This is a genomic window from Alcaligenes sp. SDU_A2, from assembly GCF_038237375.1.
Taxonomy (GTDB): Bacteria; Pseudomonadota; Gammaproteobacteria; order Burkholderiales; family Burkholderiaceae_B; genus Alcaligenes.
This window is the reverse complement of sequence record NZ_CP151273.1, coordinates 684,947-698,053: the sequence shown is the minus strand read 5'-3', so window position 1 is coordinate 698,053 and position 13,107 is coordinate 684,947. Positions and strand designations below refer to the sequence as shown.

9 protein-coding genes, 1 pseudogene and 1 riboswitch are annotated in these 13,107 nt (G+C 58.9%); of the genes and pseudogenes, 8 read left to right on the top strand and 2 right to left on the bottom strand.

All coding sequences use genetic code 11. From position 1 onward, the window contains the following. Nucleotides 1-8: 8 nt before the first annotated feature. Entirely contained in the window at nt 9-1,406 is a 1,398-nt protein-coding gene (ahcY, locus tag AADW57_RS03155) for an adenosylhomocysteinase (protein WP_341668610.1), read from the bottom strand. Between the two features lie 72 nt (nt 1,407-1,478). After that, nucleotides 1,479-1,571: riboswitch (S-adenosyl-L-homocysteine riboswitch) on the bottom strand. 219 nt (nt 1,572-1,790) lie between these two features. Further along, nucleotides 1,791-2,954: a methionine adenosyltransferase gene (gene metK / locus AADW57_RS03150; protein WP_341668609.1), complete on the bottom strand. Its 1,164-nt coding sequence runs from the start codon at nt 2,952-2,954 to the stop codon at nt 1,791-1,793. Nucleotides 2,955-3,195: 241 nt separating this feature from the next. Between metK and AADW57_RS03145 the strand changes: the two genes are divergently transcribed. The 8 genes and pseudogenes from AADW57_RS03145 (at nt 3,196) to AADW57_RS03110 (ending at nt 13,034) form a co-directional block, all read left to right on the top strand. After that, a complete protein-coding gene (locus AADW57_RS03145) occupies nt 3,196-4,050 on the top strand; it encodes a lysophospholipid acyltransferase family protein (protein WP_341668608.1) in 855 nt (284 codons plus the stop codon). Further along, entirely contained in the window at nt 4,047-4,937 is an 891-nt protein-coding gene (locus AADW57_RS03140; protein WP_341668607.1) for a lysophospholipid acyltransferase family protein, read from the top strand. Before AADW57_RS03145 ends, AADW57_RS03140 begins: the two co-directional genes overlap by 4 nt. 8 nt (nt 4,938-4,945) lie before the next feature. Further along, nucleotides 4,946-5,869: a diaminopimelate epimerase gene (gene dapF / locus AADW57_RS03135; protein ID WP_341668606.1), complete on the top strand. Its 924-nt coding sequence runs from the start codon at nt 4,946-4,948 to the stop codon at nt 5,867-5,869. 1 nt (nt 5,870) lies between these two features. Beyond that, on the top strand, nt 5,871-6,545 hold the full coding sequence (locus AADW57_RS03130; RefSeq protein WP_341668605.1) for a DUF484 family protein: 675 nt from the start codon (nt 5,871-5,873) through the stop codon (nt 6,543-6,545). Then, complete coding sequence (xerC, locus tag AADW57_RS03125; RefSeq protein ID WP_341668604.1) at nt 6,533-7,531, top strand: tyrosine recombinase XerC; 999 nt, start codon at nt 6,533-6,535, stop codon at nt 7,529-7,531. The genes AADW57_RS03130 and xerC overlap by 13 nt, the downstream gene beginning before the upstream one ends. A 601-nt stretch (nt 7,532-8,132) precedes the next feature. Continuing rightward, nucleotides 8,133-10,920, top strand: a pseudogene (locus AADW57_RS03120) (type VI secretion system Vgr family protein). Nucleotides 10,921-10,925: 5 nt separating this feature from the next. Beyond that, entirely contained in the window at nt 10,926-11,822 is an 897-nt protein-coding gene (locus AADW57_RS03115; RefSeq protein WP_341668603.1) for a hypothetical protein, read from the top strand. Nucleotides 11,823-11,828: 6 nt separating this feature from the next. Further along, nucleotides 11,829-13,034 carry a WD40/YVTN/BNR-like repeat-containing protein gene (locus AADW57_RS03110; protein WP_341668602.1) on the top strand — a complete coding sequence of 402 codons (1,206 nt, stop codon included), beginning with the start codon at nt 11,829-11,831 and terminating at the stop codon, nt 13,032-13,034. Nucleotides 13,035-13,107 lie beyond the last annotated feature (73 nt).

Genomic DNA, 13,107 nt, shown 5'->3' with positions numbered 1-13,107 from the left:
GCGTAGGCTTAATAGCGGTAGTGCTCAGGTTTGAAGGGGCCCTGCACCGGCACGCTGATGTAATCTGCCTGTTCCTTGGACAAGGTGGTCAGGTTCACACCCAATTTCTTGAGATGCAGACGGGCCACTTTTTCGTCCAGATGCTTAGGCAGTACATATACTTTACCCGTTTCGTAGGCATCACCGCGCGTGAACAGCTCGATCTGTGCAATGGTCTGGTTGGTAAAGGACGCCGACATCACGAACGAAGGGTGGCCGGTGGCGCAACCCAGGTTCACCAGTCGGCCCTGTGCCAGCAGGATGATGCGCTTGCCGTCCGGGAAAATGATGTGATCGACCTGGGGCTTGATTTCTTCCCACTGCAAGTCTTCCACCGAGGCCACGTCGATTTCGTTGTCGAAGTGACCGATGTTGCACACAATGGCCTGGTCTTTCATGCGTTCCATGTGGGAACGGTTGATGACATGGTAGTTGCCGGTGGCGGTCACGAAAATGTCGGCCTTATCGGCGGCCTCTTCCATCGTGACCACGCGGTAGCCTTCCATCGACGCCTGCAAGGCGCAGATCGGATCGATCTCGGTCACCCACACTTGGGCGCGCAGAGCCGCCAAAGCTTGGGCGCAGCCCTTGCCCACATCGCCGAAACCAGCCACCACGGCGATTTTGCCGGCCACCATCACGTCGGTGGCGCGCTTGATGCCGTCCACCAGCGATTCGCGGCAACCGTACAGGTTGTCGAACTTGGACTTGGTGACCGAATCGTTGACGTTGATGGCAGGGAAGGCCAGTTCGCCCTTCTGGGACATCTGATACAGACGATGTACGCCAGTAGTGGTTTCTTCGGTCACGCCCTGGATCTGGGCCAGACGGGTGGAATACCAGGTCTTGTCGGTTTCCAGACGAGCGCGGATGGCGGCAAACAGCACGCGCTCTTCTTCGCTGCCGGGCTTGTCCAACACAGACAGGTCTTGTTCGGCGCGCGCGCCCAGGTGCAGCAACAGCGTGGCATCGCCGCCGTCGTCCAGAATCATATTGGCCTGTTCACCGGGCCAATTAAAAATTTCGTGGGTGTACTGCCAGTATTCTTCCAACGATTCGCCTTTGACGGCGAACACGGGCGTGCCAGTGGCGGCAATAGCCGCAGCGGCGTGGTCCTGAGTGGAGAAAATATTGCACGATGCCCAGCGCACCTCGGCACCCAGTGCCTTGAGCGTTTCGATCAGAACACCGGTCTGGATGGTCATGTGCAGACTGCCCGCAATGCGCGCGCCTTTCAGGGGCTGGGCAGCGGCGAATTCTTCGCGGGTCGCCATCAAGCCGGGCATTTCGGTTTCGGCAATGGCCAATTCGCGGCGGCCCCAGTCGGCCAGGGAGATATCGGCGATTTTGTAATCAGAGAAAGTCACAGTTAGGCTCCGTAGTACGGCACGCAGACTGCGACGCGAGCGATGCTCCTCGCCATCAGCCTGTCGTGCAGGTCGTGGCGAGCGTCGTTCGTTAGGGCGGCAAAGCACCCATCCATGATCCGAGCCTGGCAAGACGCAGGTCTTGTCGCAACGCTCCTCGGGCATGGCAATAATGCCGGACATTGTACCCGTTTAGGCACACTTGGGAAGCGGCCAGCACACAAAACACCCTTTATCACTGTGCAGATCGCCCAGCGCGGTCATGGGCCCCAAAGCCAGCAAGTAGGATCGTACAAGCCGAACTCCAGCGAAAACATGCAAAAACCCACAAAAAAGCCAGTCAGAATCGCCTGACTGGCTTTTTTGCACTGCAAAGGCAAGGCCTTAGATCGCGTGGCGCAGGGCCTGGGCCTTGTCGGTGGCTTCCCAACTGAACTCGGGTTCGCTGCGGCCAAAGTGACCGTAGGCAGCGGTCTTGGTGTAGATGGGGCGCTGCAGATCCAGCATTTCGATGATGCCGCGCGGACGCAGGTCGAAATGGGCGCGCACCAGCTTGGCCAGTTCAGTATCGGACACTACGCCTGTGCCTTCGGTGTAAATGGTGATGTTGATGGGCTCGGCCACACCGATCGCATAGCTCAACTGCACTTGGCACTGACGCGCCAACCCGGCGGCCACGATATTCTTGGCCACGTAGCGTGCGGCGTAAGCGGCCGAACGATCCACCTTGGAGGGGTCCTTGCCCGAAAACGCGCCGCCGCCGTGCGGGCATGCGCCACCGTAGGTATCCACGATGATCTTGCGTCCGGTCAGGCCGCAATCGCCCTGCGGGCCGCCAATAACGAACTTGCCGGTGGGATTGACCAGAAAGCGCGTCGTGTCTGACAGCAGGTCTTCGGGGATGCAAGGGCGGATGATATGCTCGATGACGGCTTCGCGGATGTCTTCCTGCGAAATATCCGGTGCGTGTTGGGTAGACAGCACGACCGTATCGACCTCCACGGGGCGGCCGTCCACATAGCGGAAGGTGACTTGGGACTTGGCATCCGGACGCAGCCAGGCCAGACGGCCATCCTTACGCAGTTCGCTCTGACGCTGCACCAGACGGTGGGCATACCAGATAGGAGCCGGCATCAGGTCGGGGGTTTCGTCGCACGCGTAACCGAACATCAGGCCCTGGTCGCCTGCGCCTTGATTCAAGATTTCTTCGGGGCTGCGGTCCACGCCCTGGGCGATGTCGGGCGACTGTTTGTCGTAGGCCACCAGCACGGCGCACGACTTGTAATCGATACCGTAGTCGCCGTTGTCGTAGCCGATGCGCTTGATGGTATCGCGCGCCACCTGGATGTAGTCCACGTTGGCATGTGTCGTGATTTCGCCGGCCAACACGACCAGACCCGTATTGCACAGGGTTTCAGCGGCAACGCGGGCCTGCGGGTCCTGTTCGAAAATAGCGTCCAGGATGGCGTCGGAAATCTGGTCCGCGACCTTGTCGGGGTGGCCTTCGGAGACGGATTCGGAGGTAAAGAGGAAATCGTTGTTATCCACAGCGGTGCTTCCTTGGCTAGGTGCTGATCTACAGCACGAGGTTGAACAAACTGCGTTGCACCTCGAAGCCAACGATGTGGATACGATAGACGGGGCGCGACGCTTTAGCGGTGTATTGTGTGACCGGCTAGGCCGGTCTATCGCTCCGCAAGTTGTCGTTTAACTCAGCGATACAATCTATTTTAAGCGAAAATACACAATTGTTTCAGCAAAACCTACTTTTCATAGGACTGTCCGGCCCATGTTAGCGGCTCTCTTGCGTCTGGCGGCTCGCCTGCCCCTTCCTGCCCTGCACCTGCTGGGCCAGGCAATAGGGCGTCTGGTCTATGCCTTTCCTGGGCGTTATCGCCGCCGCCTGCAAGCCAACTGCCGCCAGGCCGGCTACGATGACCCGGCTTTTTTTCGCCGGGCCGCCGGGCAGACCGGGGCCATGATTCTGGAGACCCCGCGCGTCTGGCTGCATCCGCAAGCCTGCCTGGCACGCTGCACCGTGGACGATGTGGCGCTGCTGCGCGCCACCCACGCCGAAGGCCGGGGCGTGCTTTATCTGACCCCGCATCTGGGCTGTTTCGAGATTACCGCCCGCTACCTGGTGGGTCTGGGCCCGCTGACCGTTATGTTCCGCCCGCCTCGACAGGCTGCACTGGAGCCATTAATGGTGCAGGCGCGCGAGCTGCCGGGCTTGCACGCCGTGCCCGCCAATATGAAAGGCGTGCGCGAGTTCGTACGCGCCTTTCGCCAAGGCCAGTCCGTGGGCATGCTGCCCGATCAGGTGCCCAGCGGCGGCGATGGCGTATGGGCTCCGTTTTTCGGCCGCCCTGCTCTGACCATGACGCTGGCCGGCAAACTGGCCCGCCAGTCCGATGTGCCGGTCATCGTCACCGCCGCCGAACGCCTGCCCAAGGGCCGTGGCTGGCATATCCACACCTTGCGCCTGCCCGAACCGCTGCCCCAGGACCCGATCGCCTTGTCCACCCTGATCAACCAATCGATGGAAACCCTGATACGGCGTTTCCCCGAGCAGTATCTGTGGGGCTACAACCGTTACAAAGTTCCGCACGACGCCCCTCCCATTCCTAGCGATCCGACGCCATGAGTTTCAATTCCTATCCGCTGCTCAAGTCCATCTTCACGTATTTCGGACGGATCTCGGTGCGCCGGCGCCAACGCTGGGGAGCCGTCTTAGGCTGGCTGACCCACAAGCTGGCAAGCCGTCGCCGCCATATCGTACGCACCAATCTGGCGTTGTGTTTTCCCGACGAATCCGAAAGCACCCGTCGCGCCTGGGAGCGGCAACACTTTCGCCTACTGGCCCAATCCTATCTGGACCGTGGCCTGCTCTGGTTCGGGCTGCCCAGCACCATCCTCAACACCCTGGAGCTGACAGGCGAAGAATACATTACCCACGCCCTGGAGCAAGGCCGGCGTGTCATGTTGCTGGTACCCCACTTTCTGGGCATGGATGCCGCCGGAACACGCCTGTCGATGTCGATCTCGCCGCTGGTGGCCTTTTACACCCCCCAACGCGATCCCAGTGTAGACAAGCTGATGCTTGAAGGACGCAGCCGCTTTTCCACGGCTCCCCTTATTTCACGCAAAGACGGCATACGCGGCCTGATGCGCGCTTTGCAGAAAGGCCAACCCATTTATTACTTGCCAGACATGGACTTCGGCATCAAGGGAGCCGCGTTCGTGCCGTTCTTCAATGTGCCGGCGGCCACCTTGCTGACCACGGCGCAGATCGCCCGCAACCAGGATGCCGTGGTCATTCCCGTTATCTCCCGGCTCAATGCCCAGAGCGGCCATTACCAAATACAAGTGCTGGAACCGATGGCCGACTTCCCCGGCCAGGACTCGCTGGAAGAGGCCACCGCACGCATGAACGCCCTGATCGAAAAATACGTGCGTCAGGACCCCACGCAGTATTATTGGGTACATCGGCGCTTTAAAACCCGGCCCGAAGGGCAAGCACGCATTTACTGAGTACACCCATGAGCCACACCGCCCCATCCTCCCCAGACGCGTCTCTATGGCGTTTTAGCAAGATGCACGGCGCGGGCAACGATTTCGTCGTGCTCGATGGCGTCACCCAACCCATAGCTCTGACCCCCGAGCGAGCGCGCGCCCTGGCCGACCGCCATTTTGGTATTGGTGCCGACCAAATCTTGCTGGTCGAACCCGCCGACACAGACCAAGCCGATTTCCGATACCGTATCTTCAATGCCGACGGCAGCGAAGTAGAGCATTGCGGCAACGGGGCGCGCTGCTTTGTACGCTTCGTACACGAACAAGGTCTGTCGCACGCCAATCCGCTGCGGGCGCAAATACGCACCGGCATTCTTTCCCTGAACGAAGCCCCCGATCAAAGCGTGGAAGTCAGCATGGGCATGACGCGCTTTGCCCCTGCCGATGTTCATTTCGACACTCAGGGACTGGAGCAGACCGCCCAAGGCCAGGACACCCTGTGGCTGCTGCCCGTGCCCGGCCAGGAGCAGCCTGTGGCGCTGTCGCTGGTGTCCATTTCCAACCCGCACGCAGTCCAGGTGGTGGACGATGTGCAGACAGCCCCCGTACAGACCGTCGGGCCTTTTATCGAGTCGCATGCGCGCTTTGCCCGCAAGGTCAACGCCGGATTCATGCAGGTGCTGGACCCCCACCACATTCGCCTGCGCGTGTACGAACGCGGCGCGGGCGAGACGCTGGCGTGCGGAACCGGTGCTTGCGCCGCTGTCGTAGCCGGCATACGGCGGGGATTGCTCCAGAGTCCGGTTGTCGTGGATACTCGTGGAGGTGCTTTGCGCATTCAGTGGGACGGGCAGCAATTGCGCATGAGCGGCCCAGCCCAAACCGTCTTTAACGGTCAAGTCGACATTGTCGCGCTCTGCGCGTCCTTAGCCAAAAAGGAAACCTTCTAGAATGGATACCCCCAGCCTTAGCGCCGTGGATGTGGCCCAGTTCCTGAAAGCCAATCCTGATTTCTTCGACGCCCACGCCGATTTATTTGCCAATCTGATGGTGCCGCATCCGCACCAAAGTCGCGCTATTTCCTTGGGCGAACGCCAGATCCTGCTGCTGCGCGACAGAGGCAAGAAAACCGAGCGGCAACTGGCCACCCTGGTTGCCAATGCGCGCGGCAACGAAAAAATCTCGCGCCTGCTGCACCAGTGGAACTGCCAGATGCTGGCCGCGTCCGACCCGAACACCCTGCCCGACCTGATCTGCCGCAGCCTGGAAAACATTTTCGAAATGCCGGTCGTGCGCCTGCACCTCTGGAATCCCGACGAAATCCTGGCCGATGACGCCATCGCTGGCTGGGGGCACACATTGCCAGCCCCGTATTGCGGACAACGCCGCGACGAGGCTTTCCTGGCCGAACTGCAACAGGATGCCCTGTCCGTTGCCATCATTCCCCTCAAGCAAGCCGGGGACGAACAACTCTTTGGCCTGCTGGTGCTGGGCTCCCCCGAGGCCGACCGTTTTACATCGGACATGGGCACCGATTTCCTGGAAGGCATCGGCGAACTGAGCAGTGCCGCCCTAAGCCGCCTGCAGGCACACGCCATTGCGCCCGAACCCGGATGCACGGCCTGATCACCGAGCCCATGCAACGCTGGCTACATCTGCTGGCGCTGGAAAAACGCTATTCGGATCACACAGTACAGGCGTACCGCCGCGACCTGGCGCATCTGCTGGCCCAGTTCCCGCAACGCGATCCCGACAGCCTGAACGAAACCGAACTACGGCAAGGCGTCGCCCGCCTGCATGCCCAAGGGCTTGCCCCGCGCAGCCTGGCCCGTATCCTGGCTACCTGGCGCGGCTATTATCAATGGCAGACCCGTCAACAAGGCTGGCCACGCAATCCAGCAGCGGGACTGCGCGCCCCAAAGGCAGGCCGCCCCTTACCCAAAGCGCTGTCAGTCGATCAGACCCAGCAGTTGCTGGACCGCCCCGCCCTGCCGGTACAGGACGATCCGATTGCCCGGCGCGATCAGGCCATGTTCGAGCTGTTCTACTCCAGTGGCCTGCGCCTGTCCGAACTGGTCAGCCTGGACACGCACTACCACCAGGACGGCAATTATCAGTCGCAAAGCTGGCTGCTGCTGAACGACCGTGAAGTGCTGGTTACGGGCAAAGGCGAAAAACAGCGCCGCCTACCTGTCGGAGAAAAGGCGCTGCTGGCGCTGCAACACTGGCTGGAAAAACGGGGGGAACTCGCCGCACAGGCACGCGACACTGACGCCCGAGCCGCCCTGTTCCTGGGCGCGCGCGGCGCACGCATCCATCCGCGCATCGTCCAGCAGCAACTGGAAAAATACGCGCAAACCAGCGGCCTGCCCATGCACGTGCATCCGCACAGCCTGCGCCACAGTTTTGCCAGCCACCTGCTGCAATCGGCCCAGGATCTACGCGCCGTGCAGGAGTTGCTGGGCCACGCCAACATTTCTACCACTCAGATCTACACACGGCTGGACTTTCAGCATCTGGCCCAAGCCTACGACCAGGCCCATCCTCGGGCGCGCCGCAAGCATAACAATCAAGACGAAGATCAAAAACAGGCAAAGAAACCTTCGCCCTGACGTAGGGCCAGGCCCCTGCACAACCGGGCAGCAATAGGATCTTTCTAATCGGGCCTCCCCGAACGCTTGCCAACCCTGCATCAGAAAAATCCGCAAGCGGATGAAACGACCGTTCTTACAGTGCCTTGGACATCCCACCACTAAAGCGGCCGTCTTCACAGAAAGCCATCAATCGACCCAGCCCTTTAAATAAAATAATAATAAGGCTATTTATTATATCCACCTAAATAAAATAGTCGAAATTGAAATAACTAGTTTCAAAAATAAAATTAAACTTTATTTATAAACAAAATAAACCAAAAAACCAATTAACACCTTGTTTTTAATAATATTTACTTTACTAAACCACCCCACAAAAAACTCACAGACACACAAAAAAAGAACTAAATCTAGCTCAATAAATAATTACTATTCAATTCCGCTAGAAAATGGCTTACCATACGTTGCCAAAAATTAGCTTCCATTCAACTCCCAAACATACGGCTTTAAAAATCTAATTCGGCGTTGAAAAAACCGGTACTTTTCTGCTCATCATCGGCAACCGGCTTTTCTACCGAAGCTCGCCGTGGCTGTCGCATCGCACAGGCCTGATAGAGAGGTAATGCCAGTGTCGTTCTTGGAAACCATCGATCGTTTTGCACAGGGTGCCCTGCAGTGGGAACGGCGTCCCGTCACACTGTCCTTCGGACCGGCGCAGGATGTGCTGGGACGCTTTCTGGCTGTGCAGCATGCACGCATTCACGAAAGCCTGATGACCGGCATCCAGGGCGAATTGACGTGCCTGTCTGCCCGCCGCGATCTGTCGCCGCGTCTTTTTTTGGGCGTGCCGGTCTCGGTCCGACTGGTCACGGATCAAGGGCGTGAGCATGCCATCAGCGCTATCGTGCGCGATGTCGAAATCGGACAGAGCGACGGCGAGTTATGCGTCTACCGCCTGACGATTTGCGATGCCTTGTCTTTAATGGAACATCGAACCAATTCACGGATATTCCGGCAACTGAACGTCGTGGAAATCCTGAATGTGTTGTTCTCTGAATGGCGTCAACGCAGCGCAACGCTGGCGGCGGCCTTTGAGTTCGATATCAGCGGCTTGCACGCGGAACGCTACCCTGCACGGGAACTGACCCGTCAGGTCAACGAATCGGATGCTGCTTTCGTGCGGCGTCTGTTGCGGCGTGACGGCATCACCGCGTTCGTTCGTCCTGGGCAGGCCCAGACCGGAAGCCCACGGGAAGACGATACGCCGGTGCACACGCTGGTATGTTGCGACGATCCCATGTGCCTGCCCCAGGCACCGGCCGGGACGGTACGCCTGCATTCACGCAATGCAGCGGTAGAAGAGCGTGATGCCATTACTCACTTCGCTTTGCATCAACACTTAGTGCCGGGCGCGGCCGGCCGACCGTCCTGGGACTATAAAAAAGCCCGCATGGATGAGTCTTTTGTTCCGGTTAACCTGGAACAGGGAGCACATGGCAATGATCTTGCCCAACTGCTAACCGACGTAGCCATCGACATTCCCCACGCAGGCGACTCATGGAATGACCATGACCGGCTTACGGTAGCCAGGGTCTTGGCGCATCAGGCCCAGGCACAGCGCTATGACGGCATCAGTGCCGTGCGCGATCTGGCCGTCGGGGCCTGGATTCTCTTGGATGATGGAGCGGTCTGGAGCCAGTTGCCGGCTGAACAGCGCCAATTCATGATCACCTCGATCGAACACACGATCTGGAACAACCTGCCCAAGGAGTTGAACGAGCGCGCCTTGGCACTGTTGCCCGGCCAAACAAGCCTTACTGTGGATGGGGGTGGGGGTGCCCCCGTAGCCTGCCCGCAAGAGCCGACACGCTATCAGAACCGCTTTTCCTGCGTGCGCCGGGGCGCTCCCCTGCCCCCCCCCCTACGACCCTCGCAAAGACTTGCCAGCGGTCCATTTATTGACAGGCACCATTGTCGGCCCCGAGGACGACGAGGTTTTTTGCGACGATCAAGGCCGTGTGCGGGTGGGCATCCATGGCCTGGATGCGGCGGACCATGCGCACGCGCAAGGGGCTGGCGTCAGCGGATCGGCCCGCGACAGTGCGCCGCTGCGCGTGTCGTCTTGCCTGGCCGGTAATGGCTTTGGCGGCTTGTTTCTGCCCCGGATCGGCATGGAGGTCTTACTGGATTGTCTGGGAGGCGATCCAGATCGGCTGGTCATCCTGGGCGTGCTCAGCAACGGTGTTCATCCGCCCACCACCTTCAGCCACACCGGAAATCTGCCTGGGAACCGCTATCTCTCGGGTATCAAGACTCAGGAAATCAAGGGTTCGGCGTATAACCAGCTTCGATTTGACGATACGCCGGGAGAGATCAGCACGCAGCTAGCCAGCGAACAGGCTCACTCCCAGCTTAACTTAGGATTTCTGACGCAACCGCGCCAGCAAGGCAAAGGGCAGGAGCGCGGCGTGGGGGCCGAGTTGCGCACAGACGCGGCGATGGCCTTGCGCGCGGCGCAGGGCATGTTATTGACCACGTATGCGCGCAGCCAGGCCCAGGGCGGGCAATTGGACCGAGAAGAATTGCTGGGTCTGCTGGAGCAGTGTCAGAACTTGTTCCACGCCTTGGGCTCCTATGCCGGAGAGCATGGTGGGCAGGCAGCCGATACGCAAGGGCAGCAGAATGTGTCCGATGCCATGCGCAATTGGTCTGCACCCCCGCCTGCAGCATCATCAAGCGATGCGAGGGCCGACGCCCAAGCGCTGCTAACCCTGGGCGCACAGGCCGGAACCATCAGCCTGACACCCAAAACGCATCTGACCTTTGCCGGCGAGAACATCGACCAGGTGGCGCAGCAGCACCTGCAATTGATGAGCGGTCAGCGCTTCAATGTCACGGCGGGACAGGGGATACAGCTGTTTGCACGCGGCACAGGGGTGCAGGCGGTGGCCGGTGAAGGTCCAGTGCTGCTGCAAGCCCAGGACGACGCACTGACCGCCAATGCGCAAAAAGGCATGACCCTGACCAGCAACGAAAACGAAGTGTTGATCACCGCGCCGGTCATCCGGTTGGTCGCGGCCGATGGCAGCTATATCAAGATCGGCGACGGCGTCACCGTGGGTACTCAAAAGGACATTCAACTCTTGTCCGCCGCTCATCAATGGGGCGGGCCGTCGAGCGATCAAGCCCAGGTGCCCAGAATGCCCAAAACGCCCAAGACCGGCCAGTACCACAGAAGATTCGTCGCGACCTGGGCAGGCACAGACATACCAATTGCCAATACCCGGTATCGAATCACCAATCCACAAGGCGAATCGTTGATGGAAGGGCGAACCAACGAGGCCGGGGAAACCGACTTATCGATCAGTGATGCGCCAGATGATCTGATCATTCAATTGATGGAGGATTAACAACGATGAATACAGATGCTCCCATCCTGGGCGAAGCCCGGGCTACTCATCTACCTCTTTCAAGCCCCGCTCCCGCGCCGGTCTACGCCAAACAATGTAACAAGGACGTCACCCCTGCGGCGAATGCTCTCCTAGGCAAGTGCGAGTTCTACTACCGGCCGCTGCATGAAGAATACGTCGCCAAATCAGGAGTCTCAACGTGGGAGGTCTTCAAAGCCTGGTCAACCGAATGGAATCCCTGGGACGACCTGATCGTGGCAAGAAGACTGCTCTTAAAAAGAGACCAGCTTATTGCCGCCAACAACAGCGACGATAACTGGTCGCGCCACGCCAACTTCATGGTCCGACACATCGGCTGCGGCCATCAGCCGCCGGACTATTACGTCAGCTATGGCTATTACTATTGTTCAACATACGGGAAAAGGCTTAGACCCCGTCTAAGTTCGGCGGGTCAGACGTGGCTGGATAACGCACGCTACAAGCTCCAAAAAAACATAGAAAAAGGACTTGAAGACAATATGGATGGAGACGAAATAACAGTTATCTGCCGCCGCTATCCAAACCGCACAGTCAATATGACAGTCCCCCAATATGAACTGGAAGTGACCCCACAAACCTTCAAGAGCTTCGCCTTCCAGACCCACGTCCCAGCCTACCTTGACGCAGGACTGGCCGATTTACCACTAAGCGATTTACTTAAAATTGGCGGCCAGCCCAATATCGAGGAATGGCTGGACAGGGAAACCCGGTCACAAGCAATCGACTCCACCGTTGAAGTCGCTAAAGACTGGGGAAACAGCGCACTGCACTCGCTAGGCGACGCATACGATGCCACCAAAGACGCTATGGGCAATGCGATTGACGCAACGCTGGAGTCACTGACCCGCCACCTACGGTTCTAAACACCCATGCCTACACTCAGTAAAAAAAACACCATCTATCTGCTGGCGGCCTTGGCTGTACTGATCGGCATGATGCACGGAGAACCTATGTGGACCAAAGTCAGTTCAACATTCATCAAAGAAGATAAACCCTATGGACCCGGGGACTTCCGTATCCGAGGAGACCGGGTCATTTCTATGAAGCTCACCGAGCCTATCGTCACGTTTAAACCGATGGAAGAGCGCAGCAGGCCCGATGTTGCCGAGCCCACAGAGGCATGGATGAGCGACGTCAAAGAGTCCGCTAACCGTCGCTCTGTACGTATTCTGGCCGGAGCGCTCGACAATCCTTTGCGGACATTCGAAGAACGTGCCCAAAAAGCCGACTGGTGGCTGGCACCCGATTGGAGTACCGCTTACTTAGCCACAGGCTGGATGGACTACCACGATGAGCCCAAGCCCAGCGAACGCAATACGCCGCAATTAACCAAACTATTCAAATCCACCAATCAAGGCCAAGACTGGCAACAACTGGAATGGCCTGAACACCAGGACATTACCTTTTTACGCTTCCTGGACCCGCAACGCGGGTACCTGATCGGCTGGGGACCCCGAATCTGGCGTACGACCGATGGCGGCGCGAACTGGACAGAGATCCCCGTTCCCGAGCAAGCACGTGATCCACAAGACGAGCGTGCCGAGTTCGATCTGGTCGCCCTGGGCAAGGATGGCACATTACGCCTTGCCTTTCTGGTGCGCGATGATACCGGCTACCACAGCCAAATCCATGTCCTGCGCTGGGGGGAAAACACCCCCAAACTCGCCTTGCGCTTACCCGAGCAAACCGTGACTGATATGGCGGACGACGGTTCAAACCGCCTCTATATCCTTAGCCAAACAGGATTGCCCTCTTACCTGGCCGGCCCGGACGCCGCACCGCGACTGAGCCAAGTCTCGATTCAACGCACCAACGGGGTCGATGTGCTGCAGACCTTTGACAAGAGCGTGACCGGTTATGCGCTGTATACCACGCCCAGCCAGGCGCTATTGTTCGATGGCGTGGACGAATCAGGCCTGCGGCCACGAGACCTGACCGCCCTAAGCCTGGACGGCGGACGCACCTGGAAACAAGAAGACGAAGGCTCCTCCGCGCAAGGCGGCTACTACGATACGCAAACAGGCACACGCTGGCGCGTCAGTAGCTATTCCCTCTACAAGCGGATGATTCAGTAATGGATGACTCGATCCAAAGAACAAATCCACCACCAAAGACGCTATGGGTCATGCGATTGACGCAACGCTGGAG

Coding starts and splice junctions, on each gene's coding strand:
- AADW57_RS03145 (WP_341668608.1), top strand. CDS start 3,196: ATGTTAGCGGCTCTCTTGCGTCTGGCGGCTCGCCTGCCCCTTCCTGCC.
- AADW57_RS03140 (WP_341668607.1), top strand. CDS start 4,047: ATGAGTTTCAATTCCTATCCGCTGCTCAAGTCCATCTTCACGTATTTC.
- dapF (WP_341668606.1), top strand. CDS start 4,946: ATGAGCCACACCGCCCCATCCTCCCCAGACGCGTCTCTATGGCGTTTT.
- AADW57_RS03130 (WP_341668605.1), top strand. CDS start 5,871: ATGGATACCCCCAGCCTTAGCGCCGTGGATGTGGCCCAGTTCCTGAAA.
- xerC (WP_341668604.1), top strand. CDS start 6,533: ATGCACGGCCTGATCACCGAGCCCATGCAACGCTGGCTACATCTGCTG.
- AADW57_RS03115 (WP_341668603.1), top strand. CDS start 10,926: ATGAATACAGATGCTCCCATCCTGGGCGAAGCCCGGGCTACTCATCTA.
- AADW57_RS03110 (WP_341668602.1), top strand. CDS start 11,829: ATGCCTACACTCAGTAAAAAAAACACCATCTATCTGCTGGCGGCCTTG.